Origin of the sequence: Glutamicibacter sp. Je.9.36, from assembly GCF_051129975.1 — a bacterium.
Classification (GTDB): Bacteria; Actinomycetota; Actinomycetes; order Actinomycetales; family Micrococcaceae; genus Glutamicibacter.
In genome coordinates this window covers 469,177-486,578 of the sequence record NZ_JBCPSN010000002.1, presented here as the reverse complement: position 1 = coordinate 486,578, position 17,402 = coordinate 469,177, and the positions used below count along the sequence as shown (strand labels likewise).

Here is a 17,402-nt window from a genome sequence, read left to right as displayed (position 1 = left end):
AACGCGTAGCCATGTGACACCGGCAGGTTGCCGACCCCCTGGGGGCAGTTCCTACGCTGGTGGACATGACGCAGACAACCACACCAGTTCGCTCCACAAGAGCGGCAAAACCCAACGGCCAATGGAAAATCGACGGCCCTGCCCCGTTGAATGCCAACGAAGAGATGAAGGCCGCCGACAACGGCCTGAACGTGCGCCAGCGCATCGAGGAAATCTACTCGAAGCAGGGCTTCGATTCCATTGAACCCGAGGATCTGCACGGCCGCTTCCGCTGGTGGGGCCTCTACACCCAGCGTGCCCAGGGGATCCCCGGCGGCAAGACGGCGACGCTGAGCCCAGAAGAACTTGAAGACCGCTACTTCATGCTGCGCGTGCGCATCGACGGCGGCGCCCTGACCACCGAGCAGCTGCGCGTCATCGGCCAGATCTCCACCGACTTCGCCCGCGACACCGCCGACCTGACAGATCGCCAGAACGTCCAGCTGCACTGGATCGACGTCGTCGATGTCCCGGAGATCTGGCAGCGGCTGGAAGCCGTCGGCCTGCACACCACCGAGGCCTGCGGCGACGTGCCCCGTGTCATCCTCGGCTCTCCGGTGGCGGGCATCAGCAAGGACGAGATCATCGATCCCAGCCCGGTGATCGCCGAAATTTCCCGCCGCTACATCGGCAAGCCGGAATTCGCGAACCTCCCGCGCAAGTTCAAGACAGCCATCACCGGCCACCCAAGCCAGGATGTCGTCCACGAAATCAACGACATCGCCTTGATCGGCACCGTCCACCCGCAGCTCGGCCCCGGATACGACCTGTGGGTCGGCGGCGGGCTGTCGGCAAACCCCCGCCTTGGCGAACGCCTCGGCGCCTTCGTGACCGAAGAGCAGGCACCGGATGTCTGGGAAGGCGTAGTTTCCATCTTCCGTGACTACGGGTACCGCCGCTTGCGCAACCGCGCACGCCTGAAGTTCCTGCTGGCCGAATGGGGCACGGAAAAAATGCGCCAGGTGCTGCAAGATGAGTACCTGGGCTATGAGCTGCCCGACGGCCCGTTGCCGGAGCAGCCCACCGAAGCAGGAGACCACAGCGGAGTCAACGAGCAGAAGGACGGCAAGTTCTATATCGGGTTGACCGCTCCGGCTGGCCGCGTATCCGGTACCGCGCTGACCGGCCTTGCCGATTTGGCCGAAGCCCATGGATCCACCCGGCTGCGCACCACCCCGCACCAGAAGATCATCGCCCTGGACATCGCCGAAGAGCAGGTGCAGGACTTCGTCGCTTCGGCCCGCGCCCTGGGCCTGGAGGCATTCCCCAGCTTGTTCAAGCGTTCGGCCATTGCCTGCACCGGTATCGAATTCTGCAAGCTGGCCATTGTGGACACCAAAGACACCATGATTGACGCGGTAGCAAAAATCGAGGATCGCCTGGCCGACCACGAGGGCAAGCTGCCTCGCCAGCTGTCCCTGCACGTCAACGGCTGCCCGAACTCCTGCGCCCGCATCCAAACCGCGGACCTCGGATTCAAGGGGCAGCTGATAACCAACGACCAGGGAGAACAGGTCTCCGGATTCCAGGTTCACCTCGGTGGCACCCTGGCCGGTTTCGAAAATGGCGAAGCCGCCCTGGGACGCACGGTGCGCGGGCTCAAGGTCGCGGCTGATGAATTGCCCGAATACGTGGAGCGGGTAGTGAAGAACTACTCGGCCTCGGCTGCCGAAGGGGAATCCTTCGCTGCCTGGGCCCACCGAGCTGAAGAGGATGAGCTGAAATGAGCAAGCCGACCCCAGTACGTACCCGCAGCGAGGCTGAACTGCGGCGCATCGCCAAGCTGGGCGCCGCCGAGCTGGGCTGGGATGCCACAGCGGACCAGGTCGTCGCTTTCGCAGCTGAGCACCTCGACGCCGACGAGGTAGCGGTGGCCTGCTCGATGGCCGATGCCGTGCTGCCGCACCTGGTCTGCGCGCAGCTGCCCAAGGTCGATGTGCTGTTCCTGGAAACCGGATACCACTTTGCCGAAACCCACGGAACCCGCGACGAAGTGGCCCGCACGCTGGACGTGAACATCGTCGACGTGCTGCCTGCCTTGACCGTGGCCGAACAGGATGCGAAGTTCGGCAAGGACCTGTTCTCCCGGGATCCGGCCGCCTGCTGCCAGCTGCGCAAGATGGACCCGCTGGCCAAGTCCCTGTCCGGATACAGCGCGTGGTTCACCGGGGTGCGCCGTGACGAAGCTGAGACCCGCATCAACACGCCCCTGGTCGCTTTCGACGAGAAGCACGGACTGGTCAAATTCAATCCCGTGGCCCCCTGGAGCTTCGATCAGCTGATCGACTACGCCACCGCGCACCAAGTACCCGTGAACCTGCTGCTGTCCAACGGCTACCCGTCCATCGGATGCCAGCCTTGCACCCGGCCGGTAGCCGAGGGCGAGGACCCGCGGGCTGGCCGCTGGGCCGGGCTGAATAAAACCGAATGCGGAATCCACGTCTAAGGAGCGAATCATGACCATCACCGCTAACGCGCCTGCAGGCACCCAGCGCAGCGTCCTGGACGCCCTGGAAGCCGAATCAATCCACATCATCCGCGAAGTGCTCGCCGAATTCGACAAGCCCGGACTGCTGTTCTCCGGCGGCAAGGACTCCGTAGTCGTCCTGCACCTGCTGGCCAAGGCCGTCTCCCCGGGCCGCGTGCCCATCCCCGTGGTGCACATCGATACCGGCCACAACTTCGCCGAGGTGCTCAACTTCCGCGACGCGGTCGTGGAAAAGTACGGGCTGAACCTCGTCGTAGGCTCCGTGCAGGAGTACATCGACCGCGGAGAGCTGGCCGAGCTGCCCGACGGCACCCGCAACCGCCTGCAGACCCGGGTCCTGCTGGACACCATCGAATCCAACGGCTTCGACGTGGTCTTCGGCGGGGCGCGCCGCGATGAGGACAAGGCCCGCGCCAAGGAGCGCATCCTGTCCCTGCGCGACGAGTTCGGCGTCTGGGATCCGCGCAACCAGCGCCCGGAAATCTGGAGCCTGTACAACGGGCGGCACGAGCCGGATTGGCATGTGCGCGCCTTCCCGATTTCCAACTGGACCGAACGCGATATCTGGGCCTACATCCAGCGCGAGAACATCGAGCTGCCGCCGATCTACTTCGCGCACTGCCGCCAGGTCTTCGAACGCGACGGGATGTGGCGGGCACTGACCAGCGTCAGCCAGCCCAACGCCGATGAGCCGGTCGTCGTCAAGCAGGTGCGCTACCGCACCGTGGGCGACGCCAGCTGCACCGGGGCGGTGCTCTCCGCCGCCGACACCGTGGCGAAGGTGCTCGATGAATTGGCCGTCGCCACCATCACCGAACGCGGAGCCACCCGCGCCGACGACCGTATTTCCGCCGCGGGAATGGAAGACCGCAAGACCGAAGGGTACTTCTAAGATGACCACCACACTATTGCGCATCGCTACCGCCGGTTCGGTCGACGACGGCAAGTCCACTCTCGTGGGCCGCCTGCTCCATGACGCCAAGGCCATCCTCGCCGATTCGCTCGATGACCTGGCGCGTACCAGCGCCGAACGCGGCTTCGGCGGCAGCGCCGGAACCCTGGACCTCGCGCTGGTCACCGACGGGCTGCGCGCCGAACGCGAGCAGGGCATCACCATCGACGTGGCCTACCGCTACTTCTCCACCGACAAGCGGTCCTTCATCTTGGCCGATTGCCCCGGACACGTGCAGTACACTCGCAACACCGTCACCGGCGCGTCGACCGCAGACGCGGCGATCGTGCTGGTTGATGCGAGGCACGGCGTGCTGGAGCAGACGCGGCGCCACCTCGGCGTGCTCGCCTTGCTGCGGGTTCCGCAGCTGGTCATCGCCGTGAACAAGATGGACCTGATCGACTGGGACGAAGCTGCCTTCAGCCAGATCGAGACCGAAGTACTCGCGCTCGCCGGAGAACTCGGCCTGAAGTCAACCACCGTCATCCCGGTCTCCGCGCTTCAGGGAGATAACATCGTCGATCCTTCGGCTTCGGCGGACTGGTATGCCGGCCCGACTTTGCTCGGACTGCTCGAGGACATCGAGCCACGGCTCGGCGGGGGCACTGCCCGTCTGGATGTCCAGTACGTGATCCGCCCGCAGGGCGCCTTGGCTCCAGGACTGGACCCGGACGCGTACCGCGACTACCGCGGATATGCCGGAACCCTGGTTGATGGCAGCTTGGCCGTGGGGGAGTCCGTGCAGGTGCTCTCCAACGGCCAGCCGGTGAGCAGCCGGATCAAGGCCATCAGCACCCCTGCTGGTGCCGCGCACAGCGCCCAGGCCGGCGACGCCATCGTTGTCGAGCTGGAGACCGACTTGGATATTGCCCGCGGCGACACCATCGTCGCCGGCGAACTGCCAACCGCGCACCGGGAGTTCCAGGCGAACATCTGCGTATTGGATCCAGTGAAGCTCACTAGCGGCCAACGGCTGCTGATCAAGCACGGTACCAAGGTCGCCGCAGCCAAGCTGTCAACCATCGACTATGTCATCAACGTGGCCGACTATTCGCAGCAGCCCGCCCACTCCTTGGAGCTCAACGACCTGGGCCGGATCACCTTGCGCAGCCAGGCAGCGTTGGCCATCGAGCAGTACGCCACCTCGCGCACTGGCGGAAGCTTCCTGCTGATCGATCCAGCTACGGGGCGCACCCTTGCGGCGGGGATCATCGAGGAAAATAATGAAGCAGCCTGATGCTGGCCAGCCAACAGGAAACCAAGGCCGGGTCCGGCTGACGGCTCATGGGCAGAAGACCGGCTTCCGAGGACGCTTCCTCGGGCTGGCGGCGGTCGGAGCATTGAGCGCAGTTGCTGTGGCGACGACGTTTCTTCCGGGACCAAATGAAGCACCAGCGCAGGCGGCACATCACGGACCGGCAGATGAGCTGAAGATTGGCTATTTCGCCAACCTCACCCATGCTCCGGCCTTGATCGCCCAGTCCGAAGGTCTTCTCCAAGATCACCTTGAAGAAGACGGTACCAGTGTCCAAAGCCAGATATTCAACGCGGGACCGGCAGCGGTAGAAGCCTTGAACTCGGGGGCCATCGACGCCGCGTATCTGGGGCCAAACCCGGCGTTGAACAGCTACCTGTCCAGCGATGGCGAGTCGTTGAACGTGGTGTCCGGCGTCGCCTACGGCGGAGCCAGCCTGGTTGTCGACAAGAAGATCACTGAGCCCGAGGAACTGGCCGGCAGCAATCTGGCCAGCCCGCAATTCGGCGGAACCCAGGATGTTGCCTTGCGCAGCTACCTGAAGGGCCTGGGCTTGAAGCAGGACGCCACGGTGACCCCGAGCTCCAATGGAACCGTCGCACAGCTTTTCGGCCGCGGTGAAATTGATGGCGCTTGGCTTCCGGAGCCCTACGCTTCATTGCTAGTCGGGAAGAACGGGGGACACCGCTTGGTGAATGAAGCCGAGCTCTGGCCCGACGGCAAGTTCCCGACAACGGTTCTGGTGGTCTCCAAGGAATTCATGGCTAGCCATCCGCAAACCGTGCAGAAGCTGGTCGATGCAAATACCCAAGCCATCGATTGGCTCAATCATGCGGACGCAAAACAGAAGTTGGGCGCTGTGCAGAAAGCTCTGGTCGAAGCCAACGGAAGTTCCTTTGACGAATCAGTGATCGCTGAAGCCTTGAAGCAGGTGCACTTCAGCGAGGACCCCCTGCCTGAAACCTACCAGTCACTCGTGGACCACGCATTAGCCGTAGGAGTGGGGTCTGGCGGTAACGCAGACGGACTCGTGGATACGCGTTTTCTTGAACAGCAGGAGAAGTAATGGGAGTACGGCTGAATGAAGTTTCCGTGAGCTACCCAGGCACTGGCTTGGTCATAGATCGCCTCAGTGCAGAAATTGAAGACGGAGAGTTTATCGCTGTCTTGGGGGCCTCAGGCTGCGGCAAGTCGTCCTTGCTCAACATGATCGCTGGGCTACTGGCGCCAAGCTCCGGCTGGCTTGAAGTACCTGAAGACGGCGCGGCATTCATGTTCCAGGATGCCAACCTCCTGCCGTGGCTGACTGCCAGCGAGAACGTTGACCTGGCGCTCAAGCTCGCGGGGAAGCCAGCTCCGGAACGCCAGCAACGCGTGGAGGAACTGCTCAACCTCGTTCAGCTGGGGCATGCAAGCGGCAAGAAGCCGCATGAACTTTCTGGCGGCATGCGCCAACGCGTAGCTTTGGCCAGGGCTTTGGCTCAGGACCGCCAGGTTCTGTTGATGGATGAGCCATTTGCTGCCCTGGACGCCATCACGCGTGACATGCTCCATGAGCAGTTGCGGGCCTTGTGGAGGCAAACGGGCAAGACCATCATCTTCGTCACCCACAATGTGCGTGAGGCGATTCGCCTCTCCGGCCGCATTCTGGTGCTCTCCTCGCACCCTGGGCGCATCCTGGAGACTCGCCGGATCACCGGCGAACTCCGCAATAACCCGGCCGAGGCCGCCGCATTGGCCGATGAACTAACCACGATTCTCAGAAAGGAGCAACGGAAACATGAGCTCACTGACAGAATCTCGAACTAGGTTCAAACCCGCGCGCGTTATCAAGCTACGCCCGAACAACCAGCTCGATTCATGGGTTGCCCCCTTGCTCACTGTGGTTGTGCTTCTGAGCCTGTGGCAAATTATTTCCTGGGCAAGCCCACTGCGCGAAGACCTTTTCCCCGGTCCGCTGGCTGTCGCGGCTAAGCTTCCGCAATTGCTGGCAGATGGATCATTGGTTGCGGCCGTGGGCAATTCGTTGTTCCGCGCCGTGAGCGGGTTCGCGATTGCCGTGATTATTTCCACCCCGCTGGCGTTGCTGCTGGCGCATCAGCCGCTGTTGCGCAAGGGGGTGGGGCCACTGGTATCGGCCATGCAGGTATTGCCCTCTATTGCCTGGGTTCCCGCAGCCATCATTCTTTTTGGCCTGAGCGATGCGACCATCTACACGGTTCTGCTGCTCGGCGCGATTCCATCCATCATCAATGGCCTGCTCGCCGGGATCGACATGATTCCAGCGCAGTACAAGTCCTTGTCCAAGGTGCTCGGTGCCTCCAAGTGGGAGCATGTGCTGCACATTGAGCTGCCAGCTGCCATGCCAGGGTATGTAGCCGGACTGCGTCAGGGCTGGGCTTTCGCTTGGCGTTCGTTGATGGCTGCCGAATTGATTGCGGTGGGCGGTTCGCTGGCCCTTGGTGTCGGTTCACTGCTGCAACGGGGCCGCGATCTGGCAGACCTGCCGTTGGTCATGCTGGTGATCTTGACCATCCTGCTGGTGGGTGTGCTGATCGAATTGGTATTTTTTGCTCCGATTGAACGCAAGCTGTTGCGCGATCGAGGAATGACCCGAACGGGAGAAAACAATGGCTAAAGGGCATATCACCCTGATCGGCGGTGGACCGGGGGATCCCGAGCTGATTACCATCGCCGGCTATAAGGCACTGCTTGCCGCGGAAGTGGTTTTGGCCGACAAGCTGGGACCTACCGCGTTGCTGGGGGAACTTTCCGATGATGTGGTTGTCATCGATGTGGGCAAGTCACCAGGCTGCCACGTCAAAACCCAGGATGAAACCAATGAATTACTGGTCAAGTACGCTTTAGAAGGTAAGCGGGTAGTTCGCCTCAAAGGTGGCGACCCGTTTGTACTTGGACGCGGCGGCGAGGAACTGCTCCACGCCGCGAAATACGGGATCCCTACGCGTGTGATTCCGGGCATTACCAGTGCAGTCTCCGTGCCAATGGCCGCTGGCATTCCCGTCACGCACCGGGGAATTGCGGCCGGGTTTACCGTAGTCAGTGGCCACAGCGAACTCGCGGACGTGCCGATCCGCTCCGATCACACCCTTGCGGTGCTGATGGGAGTATCGAATTTGCCACAAATTGTTGAGACATTGCTTACCCGTGGTTTACCGTCAAGTACACCGATTGCGATAGTTGAGCGAGGTTACTCACAGACGCAGCGCACAACTATCGGTACGCTAGAAGGGATAGTAAAGCGCGCCCGCAAGGCCGCAGTGGCGAATCCGGCCGTTATCGTTATTGGTGACGTCGTTCGGCTAGCCCCGGAAGCCTCCGACCAACTGGTAGACCTCCTGCCGCTAGAGAATGCCGATGCCACCGCGCCGGCCTCATTCGTTGACTAAGAAAGAGAAGTTGTTTGATGAGTGAAATTATCGTCCCTGAGCACCTCCATTCCCGGGCGCTGCGTGTTGCCATCGTTGGTGCCGGTCCGGCTGGCATCTACGCCGCTGACCTGCTCAACAAGAGCCAGCCGGTCGCATCGGGTGAACTGAAGCTGCACGTTGATCTCTTTGACGAGCTTCCTACGCCATTCGGTCTGATCCGCTACGGAGTTTCCCCGGATCACCCGCGTATCAAGGGCATCATCAACGCCCTGCACAAGGTGCTGGACAACGACTGGATCGACTTCTACGGCAACGTCGGCTTGGGCCGCGACATCTCGCTGGAAGACCTGCATACCCGTTACGACGCAGTGATCATCTCCACTGGTGCCCAGAAGGACGCAGACCTGAACATCCCAGGTGTCGATCTTGAAGGGTCCTTCGGCGGCGCCGACTTCGTGTCCTGGTATGACGCACACCCAGATGTTGACAAGAACTGGGACCTGTCCGCCAAGGAAGTTGCTGTCATCGGCAACGGCAACGTTGCCCTGGACGTGGCCCGCATCCTTTCCAAGCATGCTGACCAGCTGCTGGAAACCGAGATCCCTGAGCACATCTACGAGCAGCTGAATGACTCGGCCGTCACCGACGTGCATGTCTTCGGCCGTCGTGGCCCGGCCCAGGTGAAGTTCACCCCGCTGGAACTGCGCGAACTCTCGCACTCCAAGGATGTTGACATCGTCCTGTACCCAGAGGACTTCGAATTCGACAAGGCTTCGGATGAAGCCATGAAGACCAATAACCAGACCAAGACCATGGTCTCCACCTTGACCAACTGGCTGATCGAGCAGGAAGAGCGCGAAGAAGCTCCAAGCGCCTCGCGCCGCCTGCACCTGCACTTCCTGCAGTCGCCAGTCGAGGTACTGGGCGAAGACGGCAAGGTCACCGGCTTGAAGGTGGAGCGCAACGAGCTCGACGGAAATGGCGGCGCACGCGGCACCGGCGAATTCGTCGAGTACCCGCTGCAGGCCATCTACCGTGCCGTCGGCTACTTCGGTTCGGCAGTCAACGACATCGAATACGACGGGGCCAAGGGCGTTTTGCCCAACGTGGAAGGCCGCGTGCTGAACGCGTCCGGCGCTCACGTTCCCGGCCTGTATGCCACTGGCTGGATCAAGCGTGGCCCGATTGGGCTGATTGGCCACACCAAGGGCGACGCCCTGGAGACCATTACCCACTTGCTTGAAGACCTCACTAAGCTGGCGCAGCCGGATTCTTCCCAGAAGATCTCGGAACTGCTCGAAAGCCGCGGCGTGAACTTCTCCAACTGGGATGGCTGGAAGAACTTGGACGCGCACGAGAAGGAACTGGGCGCCGCAGCCGGCACCGTTTCGACTCGCTTCGGCGAGATCACTCGCGACCGCGTCAAGGTCGTAGAGCGCGAAGCGATGATGGAATTCTCTTCGGCAAAAAAATTGGTTGAGAGCCTGTAAGTTTCACCCCGGGCTCTAGCAACTATGGGCGATGTCCCTCGGCAAATCATTGCTGGGGGACATCGCCCATTGCTGTACCTGGCGCAGGTGTCAGCTGAGCAGGGTGTTCCAGAGATAATCTTCGCCGACAACAGGGATGCAGTAGTCGCGTGCTTTCTTGGCTTTCCCGGAGAGCGAGTCAGGATCCGCGGCCACCAGCAAGGCTACTTTCTTGGTGATCGCGCGATGAGGGGTGAATCCTGCGGACGCAAGCTGAGCTTCAATCTCCGAACGCGGACGAGTCATATCGCCGGTGAGCACCACCATGGCGTCAAGATCGATCTGATGATTGCCCTGAGGCTCCCGGATGGGTTCATGATCTTGGGAAGCCACCGGCGCCACCTTGGCTACCTCGATTAGCTGCGGCGGAAGTCCCAGCAGTCCGATGACTTTCGCCAGATTCGTGCAATCTCAGCGCTTGGTGCTTATCCAAACCAATTTCATTGGCGGTCTGGAGCAACTGGGCTTCTTCATGGGCTGATGCGTAGCGGTCCATCAAAGCTAAATCCAGTACAGCCAAGTAGTTCTCCTCCGTTGCCGTGCCCGAAAATTCCGGCAACCGGGCGGCAAGCTTTTCCAAAGAATTCGTCGCTCATGACCGCTCCTGGGAGAAAGATTGTTAGTTCAATCTATAGCAGCAGCGGATCATTTTATCCTTAGGCAAGTGGCCAATCTTGGGGTCCTGGCAGTGGGTGCCAGAAGCGCGAGCGAACTCGGCCCAGACGATCTTCGTCTGGACCGACTTTCAGTTCCGCTATGGTACTTGGCTGGGCTAGCCGGCCAGCTCAACCTTCTGGGTTGGCTTCTGGGCGCCGACACTGCGGCGCAGCATGATGAACAGCAAGATCATGCCTGCGGTGATCGACATGTGGCCAAGGCCCGCGATGCCCGAGATCATCTTGGACGACTCAACGCCTAGTACGGTCATGATGCCGTGGGTAAGCTGCATGCCCGCGGTTAGGATCACGCCCGCGTTGTAGGTGCCCATGAACCACGCGAAGAGCTTGCGGTGCTGGCTCAGGCCGAAGGCCTTTTCCAGAAGGAGCACCAGCAGCAAGATGATGAAGCCCAGCACCAGCAGGTGGGTGTGGACTACGGAGAGCTGGGTCCACTGGCCTTCAGGGAAGCCGTTCATCTTGGTGAATTCACGGTAGAAAAGACCGGAAGCTACACCGAGGACCATGTAGGCGAAGGAGAAATTCACGAGCTTACGCATTGATTTTGTTTTCTTTCTGAACGGTTGGTTCTGCAGTTGCTTCTGCAGCGGAGGAAGTTGTGCCGAAGAGTGGATGCTTGCCTGAGCCCAGGACTGCGAACAGCGCCGGGAGCAGCAGGGTGCGAACGACGAAGGTGTCCAGCAGGACGCCGAGTCCGACGATCAGGCCAAGCTGGCCCAATACCGTGAGTGGCAGTGTTGCCAGTGCCGCGAAGACACCTGCTAGCACGAGCCCGGCACTGGTGATCACCGAACCGGTGCGGCTTGCGGCCAGTACCACTGCGTCGCCCAGCGCCAGCACCTGCGAGTCTTGGCGAACTCGCTGGGTCAAGAAGATGGTGTAATCCACGCCCAAGGCGACCAAGAAGACGAAGGCCAGCAGCGGCACCTGGACATCCAAGGCGTTGGCCTCGAAGACCACCGAGGAAACCAAGGAACCCAAGCCGACGGCGGCGGCCGCGCTGAGCAAATTCACCAGACCCAAGGCAAGTGCGGTTCGCCAGGAACGGGTCAGCCAGCCGAGCATCACGAAGCAGATGACCATGATCAGCGGGGCAATCACGAACAGGTCGCGCAGGTGCATCTGGTGCGAATCAAGCTGTTCGGCGCTCTGCCCGCCAACAAGCACCTGCCCGGTACTGCCGGTTGCCGCAGCACCGCGCAGGTCCGCTACCAGGTCCTGCGCCATGGCCGAGCCGGGATCGACAGCCGAGATGACAGAGAACTGCTGCCATGGCGTGGTGCCGAGCTGGGAGGATTCGCCAACACGCTTGACGTTTTCGACTCCGGAGAATTCATCTCGCAGGACCTGGACATCGGTTCCCTGCGCCAACACGGTGATCGGCTGGGTTTCACCTGCGGGGAAGTGCGCGGCCAGGGTCTGCATGGCACTGGAAGACTCGGTGGCGTTGCGGAATTGCTGGGTCTGGTCCAGGCCGATACGGGTACCGGTCAGCGCTCCGGCCAGAACCATGAGCAAGACCGCCAATGCTGCCAGGTTCAGGCCCGGACGGGTCATCACAGCACGAGCAGCACGTCCGAAGAAGTTTTCCTTCTTGCTTTCCTGACCCGGGCGGGGGACCAGCGGCCAGAATGCCTTGCGCCCGGCAAAGGCCAGGATCGGTGGCAGCGCAAAGAGCACGAAGAACGCAGCGATCAGCAAGCCAGCGGCGCAGACGATGCCCAGCCCGCGGGTATCTTCCATGACGGCCAGTCCCAAGGTCAGCAGGGCCAGCACTACGGTGAGGTTGGAGGTCAGGATCGCTTCGAAGCTGGCCGCCCACGCCTTGGACAGCGCCTGGCGGTGGTCAGCATTCTTCTGCAGTTCATCGCGGTAGCGGGAGATCAGCAGCAATGCGTAGTTGGTGCCGGCGCCGAAGACCAGCACGCTGAGCACGCCGGAGTCGAAGTGCAGATTGAAGGCGTTGCCCAGCAGGTTCGCCACCAGCGAAGCGCTGCGATCGGCGATGGCAACAACGACCAGCGGGATCAGCCAGAGTACCGGCGAACGGTAGGTGAGGATCAGCAAAACTGCCACGATGCCCACCGTGACGGCCAGCAGGGTGAAGTCCGCCCCGGCGAAGGCATTGGTGATATCTACCGCGAAGGCGGTAGAACCAGTGACCTGCACGGCCAGCCCCTGAATGGGGTGGGCCTGGATCCAGCTGCGGATCTCATCCAGCTTCTGGCGGTCGGCCGAATCGGAGACCGTATCCCAGGTGAGCGGAACCATGGCTGCCTGCTGGTCTTCGCTGGCCATGGTGGGGCCGGCGGAAAGCTCCGCGTCGTGGCCTAGCGCCGCGGTCTGCTCATCAAAGGCAGAGGTGTCGGCATTGCTCAACGCATGGCCATCGGTGCGGTTGGCCACCAGCAGTGCCGAGCTCTGGGAATCGCTGGTGTCGGCATCCAGGATTTCGGCGACCTGTGCCGATTCGGAGCCTTCGACCAGGGAGCTGGCCGCACGGGTTGGGGCTTGGATGCTGCTCAGCGCACCAAAGAGAACGAGAACTACTGCAAAGATGCCGGCGGCCCAAATGCGGGCTCCGCGGCGGCTGGTCAGCGAATCGCCGATCCGGGGGATAACTGGAACTTTCATAGTTCCAGTTAACGAGATTTCGCAGGTCAGGCCATCGTGGAAAGGGGTGAATAAAACTTCAACCGAAAGGTTGAGACACACCCCGGCGTGTCACCGGGATTCTGTCGATCAGCTACAGCAGTCCGTGGTCTTTGGCCTTGTTGATCGCGTCGGTACGCGTGGTTGCTTGGAGCTTGTCGAAAATGTGGACCAGGTGGGTTTTGACCGTCGCCTCCGAGACGAACAGGGCCTTGGCGATTTGCCTGTTGCCGGCACCGGTAGACAGTTGGACCAATACGTCCTTTTCGCGCTTGGTGAGCTCGATTTTGGGACGGCGCATGCCCTCGACAACGCGCTGGGTCATCTCCGGGGCCAGGACCATGTGCCCGGCGGAGGCTTGGCGGATGGACTCGACGATGGTCTGGGCGCTGACATCCTTGAGCAGGTAGCCGGCGGCTCCAGCTTCGATGCAAGCGAGCAGCTCTGAGTCCTTGTCGAAGGTGGTCAGGATCAGCACATAAGGCGGTTTGGCCAGTTGGCGGATCGCTGCGGTGGTTTGTGCGCCATTCATCCCGGCACCCAGGCGCAGGTCGCAGAGCACCACATCGACGGTGTTGGCCTTGACGAATTCCACCGCTTCCTCGCCGCTGGAAACCTCGCCAATGACAACGATGTCGTCGTAGTTCTCGAACAGCGCGCGCAGGCCGGTCCGCACGATGGGGTGGTCGTCGACCAGCAGGATCCGGATCATGAGTTGTCCTTTGCTAAGCGAAGCGGAAGGTGGGCGCACAGGGCGGTGCCTTCACCGGGTGAGCTCTCGACATCCAAACCGCCGCCGAGTTCGCGCAGGCGCTGGTTCATTGCGGTGAGGCCGAAGCCTCCGGTGTGCGTACTGGTTTGAACGCGACCAGTATTGGGAACGAAGCCGATGCCGTCATCGACAATATCCAAACGTACCTCGTCGCCGCTGGACCCCAGGCTGAGCGACACCGTGGAGGCCTGGGCATGGCGCAGCACGTTGGACAGGGCGGATTGGGTGGTCCGCAGCAGCGCGATCTGCACATTCGGATCCAAAGTGGGCAGCCCCGGCTCGATATCCAATCGGGTCTCCAACTTCGAATCGGCCTTGAAATTCTCCAAGACGCGGCCCAAGGCTCCGGCGAGCGCCTGGGAATCGAGTTCTGCCGGAGCCAGGGCGGCGATGATGCGACGCAAATCGGTCAGCGCCTGCCCGGAAAGCTCATCGATGCGGCTCAGGGCCGCCGAGGCAGACTCCGGGTCTTTGGAGGCTTCTGCCGCCTTGGCATGCAATCCGATGGAGGAGAGCTGCTGGGCCACGGTGTCGTGGATTTCGCGGGCCAAGCGGGTGCGTTCGGTGGCGATGCCAGCCTCATGCTGGGAGCGGGCCAATTCTCCTTGCAGGTCTGCCATTTCCTGCTGGGCTCGCACCAGGGAATCCACCAAGGATGTGCGCACTTCGGCATCGCGTTCCATCTGAAGGTAGCCCCGGGAGATGCCCCAGGCGAACAGCCCGCCGACCAAGGGGCCGGCAATGGCGGCAATGCTGAGCTCGGCATTGTGCAGGTAGGGAGCGAGCAAAGTAAAGGCGTAGACGACCACTGACCACAATATTGAGGGAAGAAATGGCAGCTGGTGGCCCAGGAGAAGCCACAGGCTGAAGGCCAACCACATGAATTCAGCGGAAACGAAGAGGCTTGCAATCCAGATCCCTAGCAGCAGCGCCAACCACCACGCGGGCTTGGCGAAGACTCCTTTCTTGGCACGGGAAACGAAGCCGAGGCTGTACCAGGTGGCGAAGAGTACCGAGACGAGGATCGCGGGCAGGACAGTTCCTTGCGCTGAAACCTGTCGCAGCAGCGCGATGGCAAGCAGGATTGCCGTCACCAGGTGCTGCCCCCAGCGCAGCACCACTGGCGAGGCCAACGAGTGCTGCTGATTCTGGGTGTCCAACCACTGCGGCTCGGAAGTACTCATGAATGCCAGCCTACTAAAGGCTGCTGCCGGTTATTGATCGGCAAGTATTACCAGTTGAGCTGTCGCTCTGGTCATGGCCACGTATCTGCGCACGGCTGCGCTTAATCCGGTGCCGAAGGAGCGTGGCTGGCAGACGAGCACCAGATCGAATTCCAGGCCCTTGGCGTTCTCTGGCGAAAGAAAGCGGACCCTGCCAGAGTCGTGGAAGCCAGAGGCCCCGATAACTGCCGCCGTGCCCTCGGCATTTTCGCCTAGCCAATCATCGAGTATTAATTCCAGTTCGGTCAGGCGGGCATAACGCACCGGTGCACCATCCGTGCGCAATGATCGCGGCACGTTCGCCTCGGGCATCTGTGCCCGGATCTGTTCTGCGGCTGCTTCCATGATCTGTGCCGTGCTGCGGTAGTTGACCCCCAAGCAGGATACGGAGATGCCGCGAATGCCAATCCTGGCCAAACGCTGTTCCCATGTCGTGTTGAAGCCGTGAACGGCCTGGGCCCTATCGCCCACAATCGTCAGGCTCCCTGATGGGCAACGGCGTTGGATCATTGCCCATTGCGCATCGGTCAGGTCCTGGGCTTCATCGATGATGACATGCGAAAAGGGTCCGTCGTAATTGAGCGAGGCCAAATTGTTCGCCGGAGCTCCGGCGAGAAGCTGCTCTTGGAGATCGTGGTGGATGAGCTGGGATGCCAGATCCTCGCTGTCGTCAACCGAGTCCATCAGATCATCAACGACGTTTTTCCATCGAGTACGCTCGGCGTGCACTCTGAACTGTTCATCACGACGTTTCGCTTCGCTGTGCGGGTCGCCAATGAGAAAGCGCGCAAGGTCAATCAGCGGAATATCCGACGTGGTCCATCGGCCAGAAGCCGAACTTGCCAGTAGCTGTTCGATCTCTTCGTTGCTAAGGTCTCTGCCGCTGTAGCGAAGCAGCTCCGGGGTTGAACAGAGCGCCCGCAGCAGCTTGCATGGATCCAGGGCAGGCCAGTGCTCATCTAGCAACCCATTCAGTGCTGGATTTCTCTCCCACTCCGAGCGCGGCAGTGGCTTCGTGTCTTCGCCTCTGAGGGCTTGGGGGAGCAATTGATCAATGAGGGCATCACGCAATTCGATGCGTGCTTCATTGTGCGGCGTTGCTTCGCCAATCATGGTGACCGCAGTGCGCCACAGTTGCGTTGTCAGGGTGGCTTGAGCTTCCCCAAAGTCGATTTGAACGTCAACGGAGGGAGGCTCTTCAAAGACCTGCACGGCCCTCTTGACTGCATCCAGCATTGCCAGACTGGATTTAATGCGGTGGACTCCGTGATCCGGTTCCGAGGGCAAATCATCGCCAATCGAAACTATGTTCGAAAGCGTTGAAATGAGCACCTCGTCCTCGCCGAGATTCGGAAGAATGTCAGCGACATAGGAGCTATAGGCCTCGTGCGGGCTTACCACCAAAACCTTGCCGCCCTGGCGTTGAAGCCGTGGATCCGCATGCAGCAAATAGGCGGCTCGATGCAGAGCGACCACCGTCTTGCCGGTACCCGGCCCGCCATCAACCACCAGCGCGCCTTGCGAGCTTCTCCGGATGATCGCGTCCTGGTCCGACTGGATAGTTGCGAGCACGTCCTGCATTTTTGGTGAACGCTTGCTGCCAAGGGAAGCGAGAAATGAAGAGTGGTCATCCAGGCGGGCGTGGGAAGCCAGCTGGGAGGAATCAAACACTTCATCCCAATAGTCGCAGATGCGTTGCCGGCGCCAACGGTAGCGGCGTCTCATGGCCAACCCATGGTCCTTCTCATGGGTGGCGGCGAAGAATGGTTCTGCTGCCGGGGCTCGCCAATCAAGCAGCAGCTGCTTGCCCTGGTCGTCGCTCAAGCCACTGCGGCCAATGTATAGGCGCTCGCCGGTCCCGGCTATTTCCATGAAGCCTAAGCAGGCGTAGGGACCCATGCGGTCCAGCTGGCGCAGCCGCTGTGCTAATTCGCTGAGTTCAACATCGCGTTCAAGGGATTGCTGCAGCACGCCGGCCTGGTCTTGTCCTCGTCGGGCAATGCGCTCCATGATTTCGGATCGAAGCTGCCCAACCCGTTGGGCAATTTCGCAGAGCCGTTGCTGGTCCTGGGCAGTCTCGGCCGAGTTCTCCGGTGCTGGACTGTGCTCGATGGCATCGAAATAGCTGGTGTTTGCGATGTTGGCAGGCACGCGGGCTCCCTGGTCTGGCTAGTTCTCGTGGGGAAGATATTGATTATGGACCCTATGCGGGGCCTTGCGGCAAGGCCCCCTGGGCGCGCTATCCTGAAAATGCAGGGAATGCCGTTTTCGGTTTTCCAGCTGCGTACTGTGAGCCTGCGCTCACTTGCATTTCGAAGGCTGCCGGGAATTTTCAGCTGGGGCATCACGCGGTAGGATATAAGGACTGCGACTTTGATCCGGCTATCACCGGTGAGTCTTCGGAAGAACCGCGGGCATCATGA

General features: G+C 61.3%; 16 protein-coding genes. 9 read left to right on the top strand and 7 right to left on the bottom strand.

Annotation, left to right across the window (positions count from 1 at the left end; genetic code table 11):
• The first annotated feature begins 65 nt into the window (after window positions 1-65).
• Genes AAZQ98_RS06620 through AAZQ98_RS06580 form a run of 9 tightly spaced genes read left to right on the top strand, consistent with a single transcriptional unit; the run spans window position 66 to window position 9,616 of the window.
• Entirely contained in the window at window positions 66-1,766 is a 1,701-nt protein-coding gene (locus AAZQ98_RS06620) for a nitrite/sulfite reductase (RefSeq protein ID WP_105661442.1), read from the top strand.
• Entirely contained in the window at window positions 1,763-2,485 is a 723-nt protein-coding gene (locus AAZQ98_RS06615; RefSeq protein ID WP_434690725.1) for a phosphoadenylyl-sulfate reductase, read from the top strand. Before AAZQ98_RS06620 ends, AAZQ98_RS06615 begins: the two co-directional genes overlap by 4 nt.
• A gap of 10 nt (window positions 2,486-2,495) precedes the next feature.
• Window positions 2,496-3,419, top strand: a complete 924-nt coding sequence (gene cysD, locus AAZQ98_RS06610; RefSeq protein WP_105658472.1) for a sulfate adenylyltransferase subunit CysD — start codon at window positions 2,496-2,498, stop codon at window positions 3,417-3,419.
• Between the two features lies 1 nt (window position 3,420).
• Window positions 3,421-4,716 carry a sulfate adenylyltransferase subunit 1 gene (locus AAZQ98_RS06605; protein WP_434690722.1) on the top strand — a complete coding sequence of 432 codons (1,296 nt, stop codon included), beginning with the start codon at window positions 3,421-3,423 and terminating at the stop codon, window positions 4,714-4,716.
• Window positions 4,703-5,800 (top strand): ABC transporter substrate-binding protein, encoded by a 1,098-nt coding sequence (locus AAZQ98_RS06600; protein ID WP_434690720.1) that lies wholly within the window; start codon window positions 4,703-4,705, stop codon window positions 5,798-5,800. The genes AAZQ98_RS06605 and AAZQ98_RS06600 overlap by 14 nt, the downstream gene beginning before the upstream one ends.
• A complete protein-coding gene (locus AAZQ98_RS06595) occupies window positions 5,800-6,543 on the top strand; it encodes an ABC transporter ATP-binding protein (protein WP_434690718.1) in 744 nt (247 codons plus the stop codon). Before AAZQ98_RS06600 ends, AAZQ98_RS06595 begins: the two co-directional genes overlap by 1 nt.
• Window positions 6,515-7,372 carry an ABC transporter permease gene (locus AAZQ98_RS06590; protein ID WP_434690716.1) on the top strand — a complete coding sequence of 286 codons (858 nt, stop codon included), beginning with the start codon at window positions 6,515-6,517 and terminating at the stop codon, window positions 7,370-7,372. Before AAZQ98_RS06595 ends, AAZQ98_RS06590 begins: the two co-directional genes overlap by 29 nt.
• Window positions 7,365-8,144: a uroporphyrinogen-III C-methyltransferase gene (cobA, locus tag AAZQ98_RS06585; protein WP_434690714.1), complete on the top strand. Its 780-nt coding sequence runs from the start codon at window positions 7,365-7,367 to the stop codon at window positions 8,142-8,144. The genes AAZQ98_RS06590 and cobA overlap by 8 nt, the downstream gene beginning before the upstream one ends.
• A 17-nt stretch (window positions 8,145-8,161) precedes the next feature.
• Window positions 8,162-9,616, top strand: a complete 1,455-nt coding sequence (locus tag AAZQ98_RS06580) for an FAD-dependent oxidoreductase (RefSeq protein WP_434690711.1) — start codon at window positions 8,162-8,164, stop codon at window positions 9,614-9,616.
• Between the two features lie 90 nt (window positions 9,617-9,706).
• Here the strand turns inward: AAZQ98_RS06580 and AAZQ98_RS06575 are convergent, their stop codons facing one another.
• The 7 genes from AAZQ98_RS06575 to helR form a co-directional block, all read right to left on the bottom strand.
• Entirely contained in the window at window positions 9,707-9,988 is a 282-nt protein-coding gene (locus tag AAZQ98_RS06575) for a BRCT domain-containing protein (protein WP_434690708.1), read from the bottom strand.
• 137 nt (window positions 9,989-10,125) lie between these two features.
• On the bottom strand, window positions 10,126-10,251 hold the full coding sequence (locus tag AAZQ98_RS06570; RefSeq protein ID WP_434690706.1) for a hypothetical protein: 126 nt from the start codon (window positions 10,249-10,251) through the stop codon (window positions 10,126-10,128).
• Between the two features lie 176 nt (window positions 10,252-10,427).
• Window positions 10,428-10,871 (bottom strand): DUF2871 domain-containing protein, encoded by a 444-nt coding sequence (locus tag AAZQ98_RS06565; RefSeq protein ID WP_105658480.1) that lies wholly within the window; start codon window positions 10,869-10,871, stop codon window positions 10,428-10,430.
• Window positions 10,864-12,966, bottom strand: coding sequence for an MMPL family transporter (locus AAZQ98_RS06560; RefSeq protein ID WP_434690703.1), 2,103 nt, complete (start codon window positions 12,964-12,966; stop codon window positions 10,864-10,866). Before AAZQ98_RS06560 ends, AAZQ98_RS06565 begins: the two co-directional genes overlap by 8 nt.
• 112 nt (window positions 12,967-13,078) lie before the next feature.
• Window positions 13,079-13,696, bottom strand: a complete 618-nt coding sequence (locus tag AAZQ98_RS06555; RefSeq protein ID WP_434690700.1) for a response regulator — start codon at window positions 13,694-13,696, stop codon at window positions 13,079-13,081.
• Window positions 13,693-14,940 carry a sensor histidine kinase gene (locus AAZQ98_RS06550; RefSeq protein ID WP_434690698.1) on the bottom strand — a complete coding sequence of 416 codons (1,248 nt, stop codon included), beginning with the start codon at window positions 14,938-14,940 and terminating at the stop codon, window positions 13,693-13,695. The genes AAZQ98_RS06555 and AAZQ98_RS06550 overlap by 4 nt, the downstream gene beginning before the upstream one ends.
• Before the next feature lie 30 nt (window positions 14,941-14,970).
• Window positions 14,971-17,130, bottom strand: coding sequence for an RNA polymerase recycling motor ATPase HelR (helR, locus tag AAZQ98_RS06545; RefSeq protein ID WP_434690695.1), 2,160 nt, complete (start codon window positions 17,128-17,130; stop codon window positions 14,971-14,973).
• Between the last annotated feature and the right edge of the window lie 272 nt (window positions 17,131-17,402).